Below are 22,051 nucleotides of genomic sequence, written 5' to 3'. Positions count from 1 at the left end.
ATGCGTCTATTTTGTTTGATTACTATGCTCATGCTGAGCATAGTCGGGATTGTCATATCTCAACCGACCAACCCACGTTTAGCGAAACAGGAGGCTCGACAGAAGTTTCCGGGTCTTAGCCGTATCGAAATTGATTTAGGTCAGCGAAACAAACTGCTTGTCGCATTCGATCAATATGCACAGGTTCTGGCCCGAAAAAATATTGATTCGGTATTACGCCTGTTCGTGACTGACTATCAGAAAGTGGAGGATACAACGCAAAACCCGACTCGGGCCACCCATGCGCTCTTTCGGCTTGGCGAAACCAGTCAGTCTCTGGCGTTGCGCTACACTCCCCAGCCAACAACTAATTTCCAGTTTCAGGAGGATGACAAGCCGGTTGAGGTAAAAACACAGCAGGATACTCTCCAGATTATATGGACATCACTGGAATCGCAAGATACACCCACTACTTTTAGTGTGTATCTGTTGGTCAATAGCCTAAGCGATATTGAACGCTTGCTGAAGGCAGGAGGAATTAATCAGAAACTGCATCAGGCACTCGAATCGGTGCGCGAATACAAAAACCATGACCTGACCAGCCCAAAAATGGCGTTTACTCTGCTTCAGAGCGCCGACAACAAAGCCAGATTCCTGAATCCGGGTTCGGCAAAAAATCCGTTTCTCGAAATTACGCCCGGTATTGGCGTTGGCCTGATTCGGAACCAATGGGTGCCGTCGCTCAATTTCGATATTCAGTTTATTCCCAGTCAATTTCAGCGGGTAGGGTATGTTGTTGGTTACACGTCTAATTTCTTCTTTGACAGACCCACTGCCACCGATCGATTTTCGATTTTCAGAAACGACTTTCTGAATGTTGGCGTCGTCTTTTATCATAAAAATAAAACGGGTCGGACCACCGATTTCAATCGCCAGATCGCTTCGTTTTATGTTGGCATTCCGGTTTATCGGGAAGGATCGTATTTTGAGTCAAACACGATCCGACTGGGCGGTACAGTTTTTCAGAAAGGGTTGTTTAAGGTGCAGCCTGAGTTGTACATGAATGGGTTTTTTAAGAAAGTGTATCCAGGGTTACGATTCGTAGTTGGCCTCTGAACAAGTACTGGTCTTTCCGTTGCTGTGCCGGATCAGATCAGTAATGATTTTTTGCGTAAACAACCATGGACTGGCCGCTGGATCAACGTAAGTTTGGTCGTAAAATTGATTCGGTAAGTTGTCTGATATTGTTGGCGTTAACGCTTTGTTTTGCGTGTTCTGTTGTGTATATTTACCTCCCCAATTTCCAACAGACAACCATACTAATGATGCCGGTTTGGGGCTATTGAAAAGCAATTGACCGGCAAGCCAACCGCATGAAGCGACGCTCAAATTCGAACCAACTCCAGATCGATTTTCTGGCGGCTTTCCGCCGGATACTCATCAGTCTTGGCAGCCCTGAAAATCTGCCAGTCAACGAAAGCCTGTTTATGCGCATGACCGACCAGTGGGAAAGCACTCGGGTCTTGCCTGCCGATTTATTATTTACCAAAAGCCCCGTTGAAGCGGTCGTTTTCCGGCTACAGAAAACCGACGAAAGACTTCGTTTTCCCACTGAGCTTGTTGCGGGTGAAATTCGCGGGGAGCAGGGATTAACGGGCTTCTCGGCAAAATTCCGCGAACAGGGCTGGGTAATCATGCCTGCCGAACTGTCGGCAATGTATAAAAACCTGTTCCTCAATATTCTGTCAGCATCCATTGGATTGGAGTATTTATATCCATCACGACTGGAATTACTGGCCGAAGCAGAGCGTGTCGCATTGGCGGCTATGCTGCCAGAAGATGAAGTCCGTAAGTTTTTTGGCTTGCGTCTGTCAAAATTTCCCGAAAGCTTCCGGAGCGAAGTGGCTAATTATTTTAACCTGCCCTTTGATTATGTGCTGAAACGTGCCAATCACCTTGGGCTTGTTTCGGAGCAGGTAATTGAAGAAGCACGGAGCAATACGCAGTCGCTTCGTACAACAACGCTACGCCGTCCGCAGAGTAGCCGGGCCGCGTAGGCTGTAAGAAGCCCTATTTCCTGATTTTTTTTGGAATAGACGCTGGAAACTTCATAAACTTTATTTATTATCAGCCGGTTAAGGATGCGAATGTACCTAGCCGGCTTTTTTATGCGTATAATTACTCGGATACTATTTGGCTTGATTGTGCTTTTCGGGCTATTTATGATAGTAATGCACTTTAGGGCAAAGTCTCAGCATGAAGACGAAGAAGCTTACCTGACCACATTACGAAAAAGCATCACTGTTTCCAGCGGTTCATTCCCGCCCAACGGCGATATGCCTGTCAATTGCAGTTGCCGTGGAAGCAGTGTATCACCGGCGCTTGCGTGGGAAAGCAATCAGGCCGATGCGGAGACTTACGTTGTTCTGGTAACTGACTACGATGTGCCAACCCCCACTTTCCCAATATTCAACCTTTCGCACTGGGTATTGTACAATTTACCCGCATCAGTTCGTAGCCTTCCGGAAGCCCTAACTACCGAGCAATTGCAGTTGCTGGGTGGTAAAATTGGGAAAAGCTCGACTGGTAATCTAAAGTTTATCGCCCCTTGCCCACCAGCAGGGCGCCATGCTTATGTATTTCGTGTCTATGCTCTCGATGAAGCGCTTTCCTTTACGGATGTGCCCAATAAACAACAGGTTATAGATGCAATGAAAGGCCACATTCTGGGTTATGGCGAATTGACTGGCTATTTTGAATAGAAACAGGCCTGCTCCGGCCGCTATCTGAAATCAAGATCGTGGTAGAGAAACAGCCTTAGAACGTGCTTGTTCTGAAATTCATTCCCTTCTTCCTGCTGCTGAAACACGTTCATATAACCTGCCTGAAGCCGTAGCTGCTCCGAAAATGGGTAGACGATCCCCAGAAATAACCGGTTCTGATCGAAGTAATTATAAACGATTTCCCCACCTGCGTTAAACCATATTTCGTTCTGGACAAGTACGGACGGGACACCCGGCTTCGCTTCTTTACCCCAGAGTGGCAATTGGGCGGATACCATGATCCGAAATCGAAAATTGAAGCCATAGCCGGGGGCCAATTGCTCATTGACCAGATTCCGGCGAAACCGTTCCTCGATTCGTATCCAGTGATTGGTCTCAAATCGACCCAGTTTACCTTCCCAGTTTATCTGCTGCCACGGGCGGTGCTCTGGCTGAACATCACCCCCTGGTTCAGTGGAGTAAAAACGGGCATAAGCGTATCCAGCCATCAGTCGCGCCTTATCGGATAAGTGATAAACGGCACCAGGTCTGAAAATCTGCGTCGCCCAGCGTCCCAGAAAATCAGTACGTCGCGCGTGCGTGTCGAACCAGATACTCCATTTATCACTTAGCCGGGTTTGATTGTAATAGGCAATCCATACCTGATTAGATGACGTGACATCTTTAAGTACCTGACCCCTGCTCTGGCTACTGATCAGTAACAGACTACAAAGCAGAATGTAGAGTTTCTTCAACGGGTTGTTGCGACTAAATGAAGTTCTTAAGTATAGAAAATCATCAGGTTAAGTATTTTTTCAAGGTGAATGTTTGGAAAAGAGAGGGAAGTGGTTGTTCCTTTGTAAAGTCTATAATATCAATAGATTATAAGTACTAATAGTCTATCCAGTACCGGGAGTATAGGGAGAATACATAGACAACACTAAAATGAACTGGCACGGAAGTACGCGCAACTATTGAGATTTCGTCAATTAAGCAAGGCTAACATCGTGGCATACTAATCACATTTATTACCACAAAATCGGAATGAAACAAGTTTTAAAGTCAATGTTTCTGATAGGGGTTATTCTTTTACCCTTATTCGTATCAGCTCAAAATCCCCCCGTTATCAATTCCACTATTACTGGGAAAGTTATTGATGCCCGCACGAAAGAACTATTAATTGGCGCCACTGTAACAATTAAAGGAACAACCAACGGTGGACCAACGGATCAAAATGGTCAATTCAAGTTACTGACAGCTCAAAAGCTTCCCCTGGCAGTGGTTGTGTCTTTTCTGGGTTATCAGACCAAAGAAGTGGTGGTATCTGATGACAACACAGAAATTCAACTTGAAGAGGGAGCCAATCAATTGGCCGATGTCGTGATAACGTCCCGACGCCGTCAGGAGTCGGCACAGGACGTTCCTATCCCGATCTCGGTTGTCAGTGGTAACCGGGCAGAAGATGCTGGTGCTTTCAACGTGAACCGATTGAAAGAAATGGTACCTACCGTTCAGTTGTATGCCTCCAATGCCCGAAATACAACGCTTAATATTCGTGGCTTAGGCTCTACGTATGGCTTAACGAACGATGGTATTGATCCAGGCGTCGGATTTTATGTAGATGGTGTTTACTACGCCCGTCCAGCGGCTACAGCACTCGATTTCATCGATATTGAACAGGTAGAGGTGTTACGAGGGCCTCAGGGAACGTTGTTTGGTAAAAACACAACAGCTGGAGCCTTCAACATTACCACGCGTCCTGCCGGTTTTACCCCAAGCGGTAGCTTTGAATTAAGTTATGGCAATTACGGGTATATCCAGGCTAAAGGCTCACTCACGGGACCACTGAGTAAAAAGCTTGCCGCGCGGGTATCGTTTACGGGTACACAACGGAACGGGACTTTTTTCAATGTACATACCCAGCTTCCAATCAACGACATTAATAATATTGGTGTGCGGGCGCAACTCCTGTACACGCCAAGCGATAATGTAAGAATTACCATAATCGGGGATGTTTCTGATCAGAAACCGAATGGTTATGGCTGGCCAGTAGCCGGTGTTGTTCCCACCAAGCGGGCTGCCTATCGACAATTTAATGCCATTATTGCTGATTTAAATTACAAACTCCCGTATTCAAGCGCTTTTGAACGGATTGTTGACCTGGATACGCCATCAAAAGCAGATAATCAGCTTGGTGGCGTATCAGTGAACGCCGATATTAAAATAGGAGGTGGTACCCTAACCTCTACAACAGCCTGGCGTCACTGGAAATGGACCCCGCTGAATGACCGCGACTACATCGGTTTACCCGTCTTTACGATTTCGGCAGGTAATTCAGTTCATGACCAGTGGTCGCAGGAAATACGGTATGCGGGTAAAGTTTCATCCCGGTTGAGCGGTGTTGTTGGCTTATTCGGCCTTTGGCAGGATTTGAAATCTGACCCCGTACAGACCGAAGAAGCCGGTTCTGCCCAATGGCGCTTTGCCCAAAGCTCGACAAGTGCCCTCTGGAAAACGCCGGGCCTGTTCGATAACTTCGGTATTCGGACAACCAATAGAATCAAGAGTACGGGCTTGGCGGTATTTGGACAACTTGACTGGGCTTTAACAGATAAAATCCACGTTTTACCAGGTGTCCGGTATAATTACGACAAGAAAGTAGCCAACTATAAACGGGAAACCTACGGAGGTCTGCAAACGACCGATGCGGCTTTGATCGCCTTAAAGAACGGGGTTTATACCAATCAGGCGTTCGATACGGACGTATCAGAGGATAATTTTTCCGGACAGGTTACTCTGCAATACAGAGCAGGAAGTGCGATCAATGCCTTTGCAACCTATGCTATAAGCTACAAACCCGTCGGGATTAATATTGGTGGATTACCAACAGCCAATGGACAGACATTACTTGACCTGGCCAGAGTGAAGCCCGAGCATGTAAACCACGTCGAATTTGGCCTGAAAACAAAACCATCGCCTAACTCGATCCTGAATCTGGTATTCTATAATACAGAGATTAAAGATTATCAGACACAGGTACAAACGCCTGAACCCGGCGTGAACAGAGGCTATCTGGCCAATGCTGAGAAAGTGCGCGTAATGGGTGTGGAGATCGATGGAAATGTACGGATAGCCAATCGGTTAACCCTGAACGCAGCCTTTGCCTATACAGATGGCAAGTATGTGACATTTAAAAATGCGCCAGTGCCGCTTGAAGAAACGGGGGGAGAACAAGCTTTTAAAGATATTTCAGGCGGGGTGTTACCCGGTATCTCAAAATGGTCAGGTTCGGTAGGGGGCGAGGTCACCGCTAAAGGAAAGCTCATCAGTTTAAAAGGAAATTACTTTGTTGGCTTAGATGCTTTTTATCGCTCCTCTTTTTCGTCGAGTCCATCACCGTCTCAGTATTTAAATATTGACGCTTACACCCTGGCAAATGGACGGCTTGGTTTTAGAGCTTCTACCGGAATTTCGATTTTTGTCTGGAGCAGAAACCTGTTCAATACCAATTACTTTGAGCAGTTACTGGCGGCTCCCGGAAGCGCAGGCCATTATGCAGGCATTGTAGGTGACCCACGTACCTATGGCGTTACGTTACGGTATACCTTCTAACGGGGTCAATCAGTTAGTTGGGAATAGAAGAAAGTGGTTCCGACGAAGCTAAATTTGTTTCGTTTCTGACCATTAGTAACCTGGCAGACAGCGTAACGGAAGATGTTAAATGTATCAAAAGCCACCCGCTTGTACCGAATGACATTGCCGTTTAGGGCTACATCTACGACGTTAGAACCGGAAGGTTGATTGAAGTATCGGCGGCCACGGCCGCAGGAGCCATTGCTGAGCACTAGAGCATAAATAGATTGACTTGATTTTAGAAAGCTGACCACGTTAAATTTATTTAACGTGGTCAGCTTTCGTATTTTTGTGTCATTTGTATCCAACTTTAATAAAAAATTACACTTTTAATAACTCAGCTATGAAGAAACTACTTTTACTTGTGATATTTCTGCTGTTCGGCCTGATTGGTGTCCGGGCACAGACAAATATCGAGGGCCGAGTTACTGACGAAAACGATCAGCCTTTAGCGGGCGTGACCATTATTATTCGGGGCACGAATACAGGTACGGTTACGCAGCCAGACGGGCACTTTAGATTACCAACCACAGAATCACTACCACTGACCATTAGTATTTCGTTTATCGGATACCGCCGTCAGGATGTGACGGTAAGAGGAAATAATTTCCGCAGTATTTCAGTAACGCTCACCGAAGAAGCGATCACTGCCGATGAGGTGATAGTATCGGCCAGTCGCGTTCCTGAAGATATTCGAAAAGCTTCCGTAACGGTCGAAAAACTCGGTGCAAGACAGTTTCAGCAGTCGCCAGCAGCCAGCCCGTTTGATGCGTTGCAAAATGTGAAAGGAGTCGATTTGCTGACGCAAAGCCTGACGTTTAAATCGGTTAATCTGCGTGGCTTTGGGGCTAACAACAACAATCGCTTTCTGCAACTGACCGATGGCATGGACAACCGTTCTCCAGGATTAGGGTTTGGCTTTGGCAATGTAGCCGGTATTTCTGATCTGGATGTGGAGAGCATTGAACTAATTCCGGGAGCGTCGTCGGCACTGTATGGGCCTGACGCCTTGCAGGGACTCATGCTAACATCCAGCAAGAATCCATTTACGTATCAGGGCCTGAGCGCTCAGGTAAAAGTAGGCGTCAATAATGTCGGTAAATCAGGGTTTGGGCCAAAAGGGTATGGTGATTTTGCCATCCGATACGCCCAACAGCTCGGAACACGCTTTGCGTTTAAAGTAAATTTCCAGCGATTAAGTGGGACTGATTTCATTGCCGACGACTACAGCGACCGCTCGACCCGTGCGCGGGAGAATTTTTTTGCAACTGATGCCACTCGGGGAAACATTGCCACCGGAATCGGTTTTGTGCCAAACAATGACTCCAATACGAACCTTCAGTACGATGGCGTGAACGTTTATGGTGATGACATCAATGCGGGAGGTGCTTACACATTTCCTGCCAATTATGGCAATTCATCCTTGCAGAACAAGCTGGTAACCCGCACTGGCTATACCGAACTGGCCCTATTGGGTAACAATGGTAAGGTATTTAATAATCGCGCCAACGTATCCCTGCATTATAAACTGTCGAGCACTATTGAAGCCTCGTTGGGTTGGTATTACGGCAATGGCAATTTTATTCGTACGGCCGGTTTCCGGGAGTATTTTCCGGACTACCAGCGACATCAGTTCAAGGCTGAAATCCGGGGCGAAAATTTCTTTCTACGGGCGTATACCACCCAGCAGCGAGCCGAAGGCTGGAACATTGGTCAGACCGCCGTTGCGATTAATAATGCCTGGAAGCCACTGACGCAGTGGGCCACAGAGTTTGGGCAGGTATACGTAGAAAATAAAGTAAGCGCCGGGCTGGCTCGGAATGAGGCTGATCGTGGACGTTATTTGCCCGGTTCAACGAGCTTTAATCTAGTGCGGGATCTGTTTGCTAATGCCTTCAACACCGATACGGTTCCTGGCTATAAAGGTGCGAAAGGGACACGTTTTCGCGATAATTCAGCCCTTTGGCACTACGAAGGTATGTACAACTTCACAAATCTGGTCGAAGTAGCTGAGGTGATTGCAGGGGGCAGTATCCGGCATTATGCCCTGAACACCGGTGGGACCGCCATTACGCTGAAAGCAGATGGTTCAGAATACACCATCAACGAATATGGGGCTTATTTACAGGTTGCCAAAGAAGTAAAGCTTGGCTCGTCGCTAACGATAAAGCCAACAGTGGCCATCCGATACGATAAGAATCAGTATTTCAGTGGTGGTTTTACGCCCAGAGCCTCGGCCGTGATAAGCGCTGGTGTTCATAATTTCCGGGCTTCGTGGCAATCGGCTTTCCGGAACCCATCACCGGGTCAACTGTTTTCCGTTCCGGCGGCTGGCAAAGGGGGCGAAGTCGGTGGGGCACGTCTGGCGGCTGAGTCAGCCGGATTATTTTCCAATCCGGCTTATCTGGATAGCGACGTTAAAGATTTTGCGGCTGGGCGCATTACAGAAGCTCAACTGCGTAGTCGGGCCTATAATCCGGCTAATTTTACGACCGAAAAAATCAAAACCTGGGAAGTTGGCTACAAAACCCTGATTCAGAATAAACTGTATATCGACGCCTTCTATTTTTACAGCAAATACACCGATTTCATTGCCGCTCAGAGCTTTTATCAACCAACCAATGGCCAGATTGCTGATTTTGCGACGAATGCCTACCGGACACTACAGATCAATTTCAACAACTTCAACGAGATATTCGTAACTGGCTCCGGGTTTGGTCTGGAGTATGGACTAGGTCGGGGATTTACGCTCAGTGGTAATTACACCTATCAGGTTGGCACCGTAACGCTTCGCGATGCACAGGGCAACATCATTAAAGACAATGCGGGTCTCGATATCGTAAAGCGGAAAATGAGTAACCCTGAAGTGTCACAGAAAGGTCGAAACTTCTTTATCTCGCCCGAAAATCGCTATAACCTTAGCCTGAACAATGCACGCCTGACCGATCGGATCGGAGCCACGATTACCTATCGCTGGACGGATCGGATGTGGGTTGAGCAGGGAACTACAGCGGGCGACGTCTGGCTTCCATCGTGGAGCAGTGTCGATGCGCAGGTATCGTATAAAGTGCCGGACTATAAATCGACGGTTAAACTCGGTGGTACGAACGTTCTCAACAAATACTACGCTCAGGGCTATGGCCTTGCCCGGATCGGCGGGTTGTATTACGTGAGCGTTACGTTTGATGAGTTGTTTCGATAGTAGACGAGCCGGTATCAAGTCTCGACCCATGGAGTTGGGGCGGGTAAGCAACCGATTATGAATTAATTGTATGATCGATTCTATAAAATCTGTCGCCGTTCGCACTGCCGATCGCGTGGCTGAAATTGCCTGGTTCTGTGATCTTTGCGGGGGAGATACTGAATTTCTGGGCCAACTTGACCCGGACCGTCGCAGTAGTTTTGAGCATTGTCGCGACATCGTACTGACCGCCGAAAAACAGGGCTTCAAGAATATTTTGCTACCGACCTCCTACGTCGTTGGGCAGGAGCCGATTGCGTTTGCATCGGCAGTGGCTCACCTGACGCAGGATATTAGTTTGCTGGTTGCGATTCGTACCGGAGAATTCCATCCACCCATGCTGGCGCGGGCTATCAGTACACTCGACCATCTGCTCGAAGGACGGCTGACAATCAATATTATTAACTCCGACCTTCCCGGTTATAAAGAGGATGGAGCACTTCGTTACCAGCGATGTTCTGAAACCATTGAGATTTTGCGCCAGGGCTGGACTCAAAATCAAATTATACACAATGGACCGGTCTATGGGCAGTTTACGATGGCTACCGATCCCGTTAAGCCCTATCAGCAAAAGGGCGGGCCGCTGTTATATTTTGGTGGAATAGCTGATGGGGCTCGTGAAGTTTGTGCGCAATACTGTGATGTATTTCTGATGTGGCCCGAGAAAGAGGAAAGCCTGTATGCCACCATGCAGGATGTGTCGGCTCGGGCGGCACGCCACGGCCGGACGATTGATTTTGGCCTGAGGATTCACATCGTTGTGCGCGAAACGGAAGCTGAGGCCCGTGCATACACCCGACGATTAATGAGCAAATTTAATGCGCAACAGGCTGAAGCGCTGAAACAACGTACCCAGGACGGTAAATCTCTGGGTGTGTTGCGGCAGGATGAGATGCGGCAGGGAGCCGATGAGGAAGGTTTTGTGGAGCCAATTCTGTGGACGGAAATAGGGCGGGCACGGTCGGGGGCTGGTGGCGCATTGGTTGGAACGCCAGAGCAGATTCTGGCCCAGCTCAGCCGCTACATGGACATGGGTATCCGGTCGTTTATTTTCTCGGGTTATCCACTTATTGAGGAGTGCGAATATGTTGGGAAATTGGTTTTGCCGCATCTGCCAACAGTACGATTGAGCGATGTTCAGGGCCGTCGGCCTACACACGTACCCGAAACACCGTTGACGTTTGGCGCATTGACTTATTCGTAGCGAAAGACCCGGGACTAGCCTGGTTAAAGGTGAGTAGGTTTGCCTGAATCTGGCCTTACCTGATGGATCTCATCTACCGATTTTGTATGCGCTTAGTTAGCAGTAAGGAGCTTATAGCCATTGTTTTTTGCCACATTTGTTTCATCTCCACTATACAGGCGCAGAGTAAGGCGGGCAAGTTTAACGTGATCGCTTTTTATAGGGCCAAAAACGATCAGGCGCACATTAGCTACGTACACGAAGCAAATCGGTGGTTTCCTAAAGAAGCTGCCAGCCATAATTTTAACTACGATTCGACCGACAACTGGACGAATCTGAATGCTGATTTTCTGGCCAATTATCAGGTTGTTTTGTTTTTAGACAGCCGGCCGGAGGAGCCTGCCCAGCGGCAAGCATTCCAGCAGTACATGGAAAAGGGCGGTGCCTGGATGGGTTTTCATTTCGCGGGGTTTGCCTTGACTCCATCCGCTTTTCCGCAGAACTGGGACTGGTATCATAACCAGTTTTTAGGATCAGGTCAATATAAAAGCAATACCTGGCGACCCACCCCGGCTATCTTACGGGTTGAGGATCGGAAACACCCGGCCACCCGGCATTTACCCGAAACATATAAATCGACACCGAATGAATGGTATAGGTGGACGAATGATCTGCGTACGAATCCGGATATTAAAATACTGCTTTCCATTGACTCAACGAGTTACCCATTGGGAACGGGCCCCAAACCGCACGAAATATGGCATAGCGGTTATTATCCGGTAGTCTGGACGAATAGAAAATACAACATGATTTATGCAAACATGGGGCATAATGATATTGATTATGAAAACAAAACCAATAAAGAGCTGTCATTTACATTTACGAGCGAAACGCAGAATAAATTGATTATCGACAGCTTATTGTGGCTGGGCAAAGCGTCAAAAATTAAAGCTAAAAATTAGTCTTTCTTTATTAAATACTGAATGGAAACTACAGTGCATAATTTTCTTGATGCAATCAAATTAGTTTATTCAGAATTATCTACCGATGCCGCTCAGGATTTAATTGATCGTTGTAAAGTTATTCAATATGGGAAAAATAGAATCCTGGTAAAAGAGGGACAATATTCAGATAAAACGTTTTTTATTGCTGAGGGCGCAGCCAGGGCATATTACTTAAAAGGCGGTAAAGAAATTACCGATTGGTTTGCTTTTGAAAACGATTTTATTTCGTCCATTAATAGCTTTTTTCTCGATGTACCAAGCCCTCATTTTATTGAACTAATCGAGCCGTCAATACTAATAGAAGTTTCCCGAGATACGATGCTTGAGTTATGCGATAAGCATCATAGTTTTGAGCGGTTATGCCGGGTTATAGTCACCAAAACGATGTTACAGCTGCAACAACGGATTGTGTCTGTTCAGTTTGAGCCAGCGCACCAGAAACTCGAAAACCTGCTGGCAATCCGCCCCGACATCACGAATCGGGTTCCTCTTGGGCATATTGCTTCTTATTTAGGAATAACGCTGGAGACGTTAAGTCGAATTAGACATCCGAAAAAACGAATTTGATCTGGATCAAATGAAGCCCCTCATTTTAGCCCAACCTTTGTGAAAAAATGAGATCCAATGGACTGGAAGCGAATTCATTACATATCGGGGATAACACTATCAATTTTTATTGGCATTCACCTGGCCAATCATGTTGTCAGCATACTGGGCGAAGAAGCGCATCTAAAGACAATGGCGTTTCTGCGCCATCTATACCGGAATCGTATTGTTGAGTCATTTTTATTACTGGCTGTAGCGGTTCAGATTACGTCAGGTTTGCGCTTGTTTTTTCGTAAACGAAAGGTCGTAAACGGCTTGTTTGATAAGCTACAGGTATGGACTGGCCTCTATCTGGCTTTTTTTCTTCTGGTTCATGTATCGGCCGTTTTGATCGGGCGGCTTGTTCTGCATCTTGATACAAATCTATACTTTGGTGCAGCCGGCATCAATACATTCCCGTTCAACCTGTTTTTTATTCCTTACTACAGTTTCGCTATTATGGCTGTGTGGGGGCACATTGCAGCCGTACACAGAAAGAAAATGACAGCCAGTATAGTTGGTTTATCCCCCCAAATTCAGGCAAAATTACTCGTATATACCGGGTTTATTCTGGCACTTCTGATCCTATACGGATTGACGAATCAGTTTGCCGGGATGACAATTCCTGAAGCGTATAACGTATTAGTCGGTAAATAGAAAATAGTAAGTTTTTTTTGATCGTTGCCTAAACCTGTTTGTAAAAAAATGATTCCGTTGCGAATGATCTTTTAAATAAACGATAAATGGATTAGAAATAGGCACATTTTATTAAGGAAATACATTTGCTTTCCCTGTTTTGATAGAGCTATTTAATTGTCCCGATTGAACCTGTAATAGAGGTTGGCAACCCATTGTCAGAGATAATTGGCGGCAGCGAATGTCGATTGCGCACAAACTGTTTATTTTGTGTCCTTGTCTACATCCCTCAATGCTTTCCCAACTTCAAACCATCGATATTGTCGTTCTGGTGCTTATGCTGGCCATTATGCCGATGGCTGGTATCGTTATTGCCTTACGGAAAAAGAGCGCTGAAGATTATTTTCTGGCTGGCCGCTCTATCCGATGGTGGGCGGTGGCAGGATCGGTTTTTGGTACCAATATCTCGTCGTTTCACCTCATCGGGATGCTTGGTATCGGTTACTCGATTGGCTTTGTACAGGCCCATTACGAAATTGTCTTTCCGGCTATTCTACTGCTGTGTTTTGTCTTTCTGGGTTCATACCGGCGACTCGATGTATTTACGCTTTCACAATATCTGGAGGTTCGTTATAACGATAAAGCCCGGCTGCTTTATACCATTTTACTAATTCTGATTATTCTGGTACAGTTAGTGGGTTCATTTTATGTGGGCAGTATCACGCTGCAATGGCTGTTTGGCGGACCGGGATTCGAGATGTCATATGCCACAGGTCTCCTGCTAATTGGCCTGATTACGTGTAGCTATACAATCTGGGGCGGCATGGAGTCCATTGTCGTTACCGATACCATTCAGACCGTGATGATGCTGGCGGCTGGTACTGCCGTTGCGTATTTCACGCTTAGTCAGCCTGAAATAGGGGGCTTTACAGGCTTGTTACACCTCGATGCCGCACAGCCTCGTACGTTGCAGAAGATGCATCTGTATTTGCCATCAAATCACCCAAATCTGCCCTGGACGGGTATTTTCACGGGGCTGCTGCTCCAGCACTGCTTTAACTTTTCGACAAACCAGTTTCTGGTCCAACGCGTACTGGCCGCTAACTCCGACACTGATGCCCGGCGCGGGGTAATTGCCAGCGGATTTCTGAAACTGACAATTCCTTTCTTCAGCATTTCGGCCGGTGTAGCGGCCTATTACCTGTTTCGGGCCCGCTTTGGAGAAATGGACTTTATCCGAATGTCGGCTCAGTCCGACAATGCCTTTTTGAAACTGGTCGAAACTGTAATACCGCACGGTACGGGTCTGGTCGGTATGATTCTGGCTGGATTGACTGCGGCTACATTTTCGTCGGTGGATTCGATGATGAACGCAGCTACAACCCTGCTGACCGTTGATGTGTACCAGAAATACATAAACCCAAAAGCCAGCGATAAACAAATTGTTGGCTTCGGTCGGTTAATGATCGTGGTGATGGTGCTTGCCAGCATTGGGCTGGCGTTATGGACCTATACCCCCGACCGCACGAACAACTTCATGCTGAAGGTGTCGGCCCAGTTATCCTACTTCACACCGGGCATTATGGTCGCCTTTTTTCTGGGCATTCTCTGGCGTGGCGCTTCGGCGCGGGCAGCTGTGATTGCCATGGCCGCTGCTCCGTTCTATGGCTTATTGGTGGAATTTATCTATAACAATTTCCTGGGTACAAACGCCACTGTTGCCGCCTTTTTTGGTACGAATCTGAATTTTATGCACCGGGTCTTTCTGACATTTGTGCTCAGCCTCACAACACTCATTGCGCTCAGCCGAACGCTATTTCCAAATCGCAACCCTGAAGGCTTCGAACGATTACGCGTCAGCATAAAGGCCGGACAACTGGTGCGGGCAGTTGGTTTATTTCTGGCGTTGCAGAGCATATTTATTGGGTTGATTTTTCTGACTGGCGTCTCACCCAAAAGTGTAGCTGTCTGGGCTGCATTGTCCACGTTTGGCTTATTCTTTCTGCACAAACGGCCCGCTTCTGAACTGGCCACGCTAACTAACGGTCAGAACGCCGTCCGCGCCCGTTTCGGCCTTGACGGTGACCTGCTATGGGCGGGCTTGCTGACGGGGGCAAGTGTATGGGTGCTGTATTATTTTGCGTAAATTGGTTTGTGTCGACTGGGCAACATCTGAATGTTTGATTTGCATAGTAAGTCAAGGCATCATAAACAACTGTAGTTACTTACTGTCGATATAACGATTGATTAGGGGATTCAGGTCGTTTATAGCTATCCTGAAATCAACGACCCCACAAACCCCGGCCGCTCCCGCTTTTCAGAGGCCTGTTCATAGTTATAACCCATTGCTAATAACGCGCCTTCCTGATACGCACCGGCGATGAGTGAGAAACCGACCGGTAAGCCATGAACGGTTCCCATGGGGATGGTCAGGTGAGGGTAGCCAGCCATGGCGGCCGGTGGGCAGAAGTAAAAGCCGGTGTCGTAGTCGCCGTTGATCAGGTCGATGCAACCGGCTGGGCCGATGCTGGTTCCGCCAATCGCATCCAGCTTATTAGTCGCCATCAGCCGGTCGATGCGTTGTTGCCAGTTTCGTGTTTTGGCGAGCGCTTCGGTGTATTCTTTACTGGTCAAATCGCCTTTGGCTTCACTGCTTTCAAGCGTTTCCTGTTTAAAGAAAGGCATGGCTTTTGCCTGATTCTTTTGATTGTAGGCAATCACATCGGCTAAGGTCTTTACCCTGGCATTGGCTGTCGATAAGTAGCGGTTTACGCCATCTTTGAACTCAAATTGCAGCACGGTAAATTCGGCCCCGCCCATGCCCTGAAGCTCTTTCATTAACTCGACTTCCACGATGGTAGCTCCCTGCTTTTTCAGAACGTCAATGGCTTCTTTGTATAGAGCAACAACACCTTCGTGCCCCTTTAGGAACGATTTCTCAATCCCGATCCGTTTGCCTGACAAACCTTCTTTTTTCAGAAACTGTGTGTAATCGGTGGCACTCTTGCCACGGCTTTCGAGCGTCACGGCATCGTCGGGATCGACGCCCACCAGCGCACCCAGCAAAATAGCCGCATCGGTTATGGTGCGGGTCATGGGTCCGGCAGTATCCTGCGTGTGGGAGATGGGAATAATGCCACTGCGACTGACCAGCCCTACCGTTGGCTTGAGGCCAACCAGACCACAATGTGAGGAAGGGGCAATGATAGAGCCATCCGTTTCGGTGCCCACCGCTACGACGCATAAATTTGCAGAAGCTGCTGAGCCGGAGCCCGAACTGGAGCCGCTCGGATTGCGATCCAGAATGTAAGGGTTTCGGGTTTGACCACCTCGACTACTCCAGCCGCTGCTGGAACGGGTCGATCGAAAGTTTGCCCACTCGCTGAGGTTGGTTTTTCCCAGAATGACCGCGCCAGCCTTCCGCAATTGGGCAACAATAAAGGCGTCTTTAGCCGCTTTATGGCCTTCCAGCGCTAAGGCCCCAGCGGTTGTCATCTGTTGATCGCCGGTGTCGATGTTATCCTTGATCAGTACCGGAATACCATGCATGGGCCCACGGAGCTTACCATCCTTTCGTTCCTGATCCATCGTTTTGGCTATGGCCAGGGCGTCGGGGTTGATCTCAATGACGGCGTTCAGGCGGGGACCGTTTTTGTCTATAGCCTCAATACGGTCCAGGTAGAGTTGGGTGATGGCTGCGGAGGTGTATTCTCCCGACTGCATTTTTTTCTGCAGGTCGTTGATGGTAAGTTCATTGAGCGCAAACTCGTCCACAAAAGGGGCGGAGTCGGTTTCGTTACCTGCTGATTTTGGTGATGAGCAGGCTGTCAATGTTGCAGCAGATGCTGAAAAGACTGAACTGGCTTTAACAAAACTCCGTCGGTTCATAAAAAGAGTGGGGCGAATGCTGGACCTATCTGTTAACTAGCCCTGAAGTTAAGCACCCTTTCGCATAAGGCCGTTTAAGAAGCGTTATTTATTACCCCAATCCATTATTCCACAAAATGCCAGCAGACGCCAGCCAGATCAATTAGGTTCACTTCCCGGCCGTAGGGCTGGTCGATTGGTTTACTGAGTCGGATGCCAAACGTTTCAGGGAGCTTTTTCTCCGTTACCTCCCGCCAGAATTTATCGGCGTCGCTGATCCGTACATTCACCATGAGATTTTGAGCAAACTCGACGTTGTCAAATTTCTGTAAAATGAATTTACACCCGTCTCGCTCAAAACCAACATAGTCACCTGCATCCCAATTGATGGTGAACCCTAATTCCAGAAAAAGTTGCTTAGTGCCTTCAAAATTATTCCCTGATGGAATGAAGGGCTCAAGTGATAGAAACTTCATGATAAAAGGCGATTAGTTCGATTTGTAAACTTGGGTAAAATCTCCCCGGCGGTTGCGGTTTCCTAGGCCAGCGCATCCTGAAACAGGCTCAGGCGCTCGCGCATGACGTAGCTGCTGACGTCGGGATTCCAGCCACCACCGCCTTTCAGGGAGTAAATCCGTAATTCCGGCGATAAAGTAGCGTATTTGTCCAGGGCTTTAAACCAGACCGCCCGGTCGCGGTAGGGAGCCAGCAGTACCCGCGCCTGACTCAGGGTGCGGTGTTGTCGGGGCGACCAGATGGTGCGCTGACGATAGGCCGGACCCTGACCGTTGAGCAGGTCGGGGAGGGATACCGCCGGAGCCAGGGGTAGCAATTCGGCCATCATATACAGGCCCAGTTCGACGTTGAGCAGCCGGTTGGCTACCATGCCAGGCAGCGCATGGCGGTAGCGTAGCCGAGTCGCCAGCGGCTCCTGCCAGCGCAAAAGGCTGGACAGGGCCGGGCGGGCTGTGGTGGGATAGGAGGTTAATTGCGCGTTCATTAGTTGATCTTGTTGTTCGTTGTTCATGTCAAAGTTGCAACTAGAAGAACGTAAATTTCTTACGTTGTTCGGCTAGTGCAAAAAAATATTTTTCGCCCCAATCTTACCAGGGTCTTGCAAGCTTTTGAGCAATGGATCGTAACCTCGGCTGATAGGCCCAGCAGAGCAGGCTGGATTGGCAAACCACTGATCCACATACTGCCAGGTAATGCCAATAGAGGTGGCGACTAATCGTTAGCCCCCATAGTAGTAGTCCTATATGCATGCGTAGTGTCCAACAAATCATCATGATTGCACTCCGTACCGCCGGAGCATTTCTTCAATACGTATAGCGACTAAAATGTGGTTTCATCACCCATGAGCATTGCTTCAATGGCTGATTCGAACTGCCACACCACCGATTGCGCCTTTGTTACCTGATCGGCATCATTAGCCAGCTCTTTACCGTTCTCGAATCCGTAGACATGGGCAATGAACTGCTGAGCGTCGGCGCGGGTAAATCATTGCCCGTGAAAGCCATCTCCCGGCAAGTGACGAAAGGTTAGTTTAGGTTTCTGGATCTATTGAATTGATTGATTATCAGTAAAATGGCGGGATTTTTTGAGTGTCTCGGTCTGATTCTGATAGTGCTCAAGATGGGCATTAAACGATAGTGGCTGAATAGGCGTCATGAGTAAAAATCGTTTAAGGTTGAGATAGCTCACCCAATAAAATGGACGAAAAGAACAGGGACGTTTACTCTTGACGGCCGGCGTTTCAGGCCTTGCTTCGTGTTACTGGGGCAATGCCTTGAGCGTGGGAAAGTAGTAGACCCGAAACATACCGTTGTCGTTGATGGCCCAGCCTTCCTGCAAGGCTACTGTAAACAACCAGTTCGATATCTCCGACTGATAGGCCCGGTAGCCCCGATTGCGCAGGAATTGCTTTACAATGAGCGAGCTGGTTGCCCCTTCAGCCAGGATCAACGTAGTGGCTGCCAGACAGACGACAGAGGGTGTTATTTGCTTCAGTGATGCGTTCATGTCAGATCTTAATTTTAACCATGTACCGAACCGTGCATTGAGCCTGGTTGTAAACAATGAACTCGTTTTTCAATAGACTGACCCCACGTTGGGCAAAGACCGAATCGTAGGCTGGATTAATGCGTTTAAGGGTGTCGCTGTCGAGCAGTTGATACCGGGCTTCGTGCTGGCTTACCACCATTTGTTCACCCACATGTACCTCATAAATACCGAGATAGCCTTCTCTTTGCTTCCCATTGGCCCAGACCGAGCCATGCAGGGAAGTATAGTTCAATGATTTGCTGAACTGATCGGCGAAATAGATGCCATAGCCAAACATTTTGCCGGTAATGACTGCATTGGCCGGACGCAGCACAAGGCCCGTTTTTAAAATAGACATCCAGTTTTCGCTGCGGCTTCCGTGCCACAGAAGCTGTGTTTTGGGTTTTTTGGCCTGTTTTATGTGGACGTCGAAAGCGGCCTGAGTTGCCGCCTGCTGAACACTGAAGGCCGCATCGAACTTATCGACATCTGGTCCCATCATCTGCTTGATGAGATTGAGCACGCGTTGGTCAGTGACCGGTTCGACCCTGAGGTTCATTGTTTCCAGCAGGCCCGGCGGAGGTAGGTTACTGTCCGTTTTCGACTGGGCTAGTTCGACCTGTCCACGCATAACGTCGAGCGTATCCTGCTCGCTGGCTAACTGGGTATGCAATGTCTGTAACTCATCCGCCGTTTGAGGGACCTGAGCAACCAAATGCTGACCGACTTTCCCCATTTTTCGGGGAATGACTTTAAAGAGATCGAGCAGTTTGCTGTTGTAGGCCGATATGTCTACGCCCAGCGCAACCAGTTTAGCTAGCTCATCGAGTAGTTGCTGGGCCGTTTCGACTTGTTTACGCGTTACCTGCTGGGCTGTAACAACGTAGTTCTGGTAAATTGACTGGTTTGCGAAGTCCATCAGCCGACTCATCAGGCCGCGCACCAAAGGATCGGCAATGGTACTGGCATCTGAGGTTACCGTCGTATCGGCATAGAGATGAGTCTGATCGACGTAGCCTTTCGCTACTTTCTCGCGAAACTTTTTATTCCATTGCGCTATAGGATAGGTGGCTACACTTTTTGTGCCGCCCACCCGCCCATAGTGAACAGTAAACGTATCATTCTCCTGCTCGTGCATTTCATAGTATTTGTTGTTGTTTTCTGCCGTTACCATGATCAATTTCAACGTGCGGAATGATTTAGTCGGTGGAGGCAGCTGTGTGGGTTGTGATGTTGGACAAGCGGTTGTGGGTTGTAATTTTTTTAGAGATAGTGATGGATCGAAGTAATTCTGGACACGCTGGAGCAGGTTCGTGAGCATAGAGAAAGGGAATTGAAGGCAGGTGAATGGGCAATAAAAGGCCTGTCATCGCGTAAAACAGCAATGCAAGGGATAAAAAAGGGAACCGTCGGTTAGTGGTTAGCTCACAATCTGCTTCAACGTAATAATCCGGTTACGGAAAAAGCCAACCGTCTTTTCGCAGAATCGGCTGCGATCGGTACTGATGTCATAGGCTTGTAACCGGTCGGGGATGGTGGTGTAGGCATCCAGCAACGCTGTCCATACATTGCGTTGCTGAATATGGCTTAGCACAACCCGGCCCCGGTTCAGTAATTTGAGTTGCTTGGGAGTCCAGGTTGGCCGCTCCAGAAACGACGAATCGGTGTCGGTCAGTAAACCCGGCAGGGCATCGGGAGGGGCCGTTGGCAGAAGTTGTGATAACAGAAACAAGCCCAGTTCGATGTCGAGTAGCTGTCCTGCCGACAACGTAGCTCGTTTCGATGGTCGGGGCGTAACGGCTGCCGCTGTCCATTGAGCAGCGGTGTTAAGCGCTGGAAAAAGAGATGGTGCTGAGCTGGCAGCGCGATTCTGATTGGGGCGAAAGAAAGTGTTCATTAGTATGGTTGTTTAAAAATTCACAGAACAAAGTTCTATCGGGTAAAACGTAATCTTTTTACGCCCTTCTTTTTTTGTGAAAATATTTTTCTCTTTTTTGTGCCGGGCTTTGCACCCTGACTGTCTGTCTGGATTTTAATTCTGACAAACGGAGCCGATTTTTCCAGATGATTTATCTCATTCATCATTCGTATGCCTATTACCCGATCAGCCTTTCAGCGTTACCGACTCATCGACGAAATCATCAGCCGATATCCCCGCCAGTTTTCCAAACAGAAACTGTTCGATCTCTGCCGCGACAAGTGCGGGATTCGCTCCATTTCATCCCTGGAGAAAGACATTCAGCGATTGCGCGAAGATCATGATGCGCCCATTGCCTACGACAAACGGCGCAACGGCTATTACTACACCGATCCGCAGTTTCGGTTGCTCCGGCTGATGCTCTCGCCCGACGACATGGAAGCCCTCGATTACGCCCGTGAGGTGCTGACAGCTACACAAGGGGCATCGGTAGCAGGTGAGCTGGCCAACGCCCTGCAGAAAGTGCGGCAAAGCCTGGATATTATTCGAGAGGTAAAAACAGAAGGTCTGACGCGACGCGTTGTGTATGTTGAAGAGCGTGTGCTGGGCGGGAATCGCCATTATGTACCGGTTCTGATTCGGGCCATTAACCAGAACCGGCAGATTACCTTTCGCTATTTAAAACACGAAACGGCAGTCACTATGCCCGATCCATTGGCTGAGGTACCGAAACTACGAACGCTGCACCCCATCTTACTGCGCGAAGTGGCCGATAGCTGGTACGTGATTGGCTATGACGAACCTTCGGGCAAAGAGCGAACCTTTGCGCTTGATCGAATGAGTGATCTGGAAATTGCGGATGATCTTTGCGCTGTTCCACCCGATGTGTTAACGAATGTCAGTGAATTGTTTGAGCATATTTATGGCATTACGGATAGCAGCGGGCCGGTCGAAGAGATTATATTGTCATTTTCTCCCCTGTTTGGTCGCTATGTAACGGCAAAACCGATTCATCAGACGCAGGAGGTTATCCGTGACACGGATGAAGAATGTGTTGTCCGGCTGCGACTGGCACCCAACCGCGATTTGCTGATGCATCTACGCAGCTATGGCGAACACCTGACCGTAATACAGCCTGCCAGTTTAGCTCAGGCTATTAAAGAGTCGCTAATGGCTACACTGGCGCGGTATTGACTTATC

General features: G+C 48.2%; 19 protein-coding genes. 12 read left to right on the top strand and 7 right to left on the bottom strand.

The window, feature by feature from the left end:
- The 3 genes from G8759_RS27760 to G8759_RS27750 all read left to right on the top strand — a co-directional run bounded on the left by G8759_RS27760 (nucleotide 1) and on the right by G8759_RS27750 (nucleotide 2,741).
- Nucleotides 1–1,095 carry a hypothetical protein gene (locus G8759_RS27760; protein ID WP_167215795.1) on the top strand — a complete coding sequence of 365 codons (1,095 nt, stop codon included), beginning with the start codon at nucleotides 1–3 and terminating at the stop codon, nucleotides 1,093–1,095.
- A gap of 257 nt (nucleotides 1,096–1,352) precedes the next feature.
- Nucleotides 1,353–2,036 carry a hypothetical protein gene (locus tag G8759_RS27755; protein ID WP_167215793.1) on the top strand — a complete coding sequence of 228 codons (684 nt, stop codon included), beginning with the start codon at nucleotides 1,353–1,355 and terminating at the stop codon, nucleotides 2,034–2,036.
- Between the two features lie 111 nt (nucleotides 2,037–2,147).
- Nucleotides 2,148–2,741: a YbhB/YbcL family Raf kinase inhibitor-like protein gene (locus G8759_RS27750; protein WP_167215791.1), complete on the top strand. Its 594-nt coding sequence runs from the start codon at nucleotides 2,148–2,150 to the stop codon at nucleotides 2,739–2,741.
- 20 nt (nucleotides 2,742–2,761) lie between these two features.
- Here the strand turns inward: G8759_RS27750 and G8759_RS27745 are convergent, their stop codons facing one another.
- A complete protein-coding gene (locus tag G8759_RS27745) occupies nucleotides 2,762–3,496 on the bottom strand; it encodes a DUF2490 domain-containing protein (RefSeq protein WP_167215789.1) in 735 nt (244 codons plus the stop codon).
- Nucleotides 3,497–3,785: 289 nt separating this feature from the next.
- On the opposite strand from G8759_RS27745, the gene G8759_RS27740 reads away from it, so the two are divergent.
- From G8759_RS27740 to G8759_RS27710, 7 genes are all read left to right on the top strand, one after another.
- The gene (locus G8759_RS27740; RefSeq protein ID WP_167215787.1) at nucleotides 3,786–6,353 is read left to right on the top strand and encodes a TonB-dependent receptor; all 2,568 of its coding nucleotides are present in this window, start codon (nucleotides 3,786–3,788) and stop codon (nucleotides 6,351–6,353) included.
- Between the two features lie 364 nt (nucleotides 6,354–6,717).
- Nucleotides 6,718–9,576 carry a TonB-dependent receptor gene (locus tag G8759_RS27735; protein WP_167215785.1) on the top strand — a complete coding sequence of 953 codons (2,859 nt, stop codon included), beginning with the start codon at nucleotides 6,718–6,720 and terminating at the stop codon, nucleotides 9,574–9,576.
- 70 nt (nucleotides 9,577–9,646) lie between these two features.
- Nucleotides 9,647–10,819: an LLM class flavin-dependent oxidoreductase gene (locus G8759_RS27730; RefSeq protein ID WP_167215783.1), complete on the top strand. Its 1,173-nt coding sequence runs from the start codon at nucleotides 9,647–9,649 to the stop codon at nucleotides 10,817–10,819.
- An 86-nt stretch (nucleotides 10,820–10,905) separates the two neighbouring features.
- Nucleotides 10,906–11,760: a ThuA domain-containing protein gene (locus G8759_RS27725; RefSeq protein WP_167215781.1), complete on the top strand. Its 855-nt coding sequence runs from the start codon at nucleotides 10,906–10,908 to the stop codon at nucleotides 11,758–11,760.
- A gap of 21 nt (nucleotides 11,761–11,781) precedes the next feature.
- Complete coding sequence (locus tag G8759_RS27720) at nucleotides 11,782–12,369, top strand: Crp/Fnr family transcriptional regulator (protein WP_167215779.1); 588 nt, start codon at nucleotides 11,782–11,784, stop codon at nucleotides 12,367–12,369.
- Nucleotides 12,370–12,426: 57 nt separating this feature from the next.
- A complete protein-coding gene (locus tag G8759_RS27715; RefSeq protein WP_167215777.1) occupies nucleotides 12,427–13,044 on the top strand; it encodes a hypothetical protein in 618 nt (205 codons plus the stop codon).
- A 271-nt stretch (nucleotides 13,045–13,315) separates the two neighbouring features.
- Entirely contained in the window at nucleotides 13,316–15,169 is a 1,854-nt protein-coding gene (locus G8759_RS27710; RefSeq protein ID WP_167215775.1) for an SLC5 family protein, read from the top strand.
- Between the two features lie 125 nt (nucleotides 15,170–15,294).
- Here G8759_RS27710 and G8759_RS27705 read toward each other — a convergent pair whose 3' ends face one another.
- The 3 genes from G8759_RS27705 to G8759_RS27695 all read right to left on the bottom strand — a co-directional run bounded on the left by G8759_RS27705 (nucleotide 15,295) and on the right by G8759_RS27695 (nucleotide 17,890).
- Entirely contained in the window at nucleotides 15,295–16,911 is a 1,617-nt protein-coding gene (locus G8759_RS27705) for an amidase (protein WP_167215773.1), read from the bottom strand.
- A 104-nt stretch (nucleotides 16,912–17,015) separates the two neighbouring features.
- On the bottom strand, nucleotides 17,016–17,366 hold the full coding sequence (locus G8759_RS27700) for a VOC family protein (RefSeq protein WP_167215771.1): 351 nt from the start codon (nucleotides 17,364–17,366) through the stop codon (nucleotides 17,016–17,018).
- Between the two features lie 62 nt (nucleotides 17,367–17,428).
- The gene (locus G8759_RS27695; RefSeq protein ID WP_167215769.1) at nucleotides 17,429–17,890 is read right to left on the bottom strand and encodes a pPIWI_RE_Z domain-containing protein; all 462 of its coding nucleotides are present in this window, start codon (nucleotides 17,888–17,890) and stop codon (nucleotides 17,429–17,431) included.
- Between the two features lie 401 nt (nucleotides 17,891–18,291).
- Here G8759_RS27695 and G8759_RS27690 point away from each other — a divergent pair, with 401 nt between their 5' ends.
- Nucleotides 18,292–18,435: a hypothetical protein gene (locus G8759_RS27690; protein ID WP_167215767.1), complete on the top strand. Its 144-nt coding sequence runs from the start codon at nucleotides 18,292–18,294 to the stop codon at nucleotides 18,433–18,435.
- A gap of 228 nt (nucleotides 18,436–18,663) precedes the next feature.
- On the opposite strand, the gene G8759_RS27685 is transcribed toward G8759_RS27690, so the two are convergent.
- The 3 genes from G8759_RS27685 to G8759_RS27675 form a co-directional block, all read right to left on the bottom strand.
- Complete coding sequence (locus tag G8759_RS27685; protein WP_167215765.1) at nucleotides 18,664–18,912, bottom strand: hypothetical protein; 249 nt, start codon at nucleotides 18,910–18,912, stop codon at nucleotides 18,664–18,666.
- A gap of 1 nt (nucleotide 18,913) precedes the next feature.
- The gene (locus G8759_RS27680) at nucleotides 18,914–20,254 is read right to left on the bottom strand and encodes a WGR domain-containing protein (RefSeq protein ID WP_167215763.1); all 1,341 of its coding nucleotides are present in this window, start codon (nucleotides 20,252–20,254) and stop codon (nucleotides 18,914–18,916) included.
- Between the two features lie 99 nt (nucleotides 20,255–20,353).
- Nucleotides 20,354–20,830, bottom strand: a complete 477-nt coding sequence (locus G8759_RS27675; protein WP_167215761.1) for a pPIWI_RE_Z domain-containing protein — start codon at nucleotides 20,828–20,830, stop codon at nucleotides 20,354–20,356.
- A gap of 192 nt (nucleotides 20,831–21,022) precedes the next feature.
- Between G8759_RS27675 and G8759_RS27670 the strand changes: the two genes are divergently transcribed.
- On the top strand, nucleotides 21,023–22,045 hold the full coding sequence (locus G8759_RS27670) for a helix-turn-helix transcriptional regulator (protein ID WP_167215759.1): 1,023 nt from the start codon (nucleotides 21,023–21,025) through the stop codon (nucleotides 22,043–22,045).
- Nucleotides 22,046–22,051 lie beyond the last annotated feature (6 nt).

It is taken from the genome of Spirosoma aureum (genome assembly GCF_011604685.1).
In the GTDB taxonomy this organism is placed as follows: Bacteria; Bacteroidota; Bacteroidia; order Cytophagales; family Spirosomataceae; genus Spirosoma; species Spirosoma aureum.
Note: the sequence above shows the minus strand (reverse complement) of the source record. Positions and strands in the feature narration are given on the sequence as shown.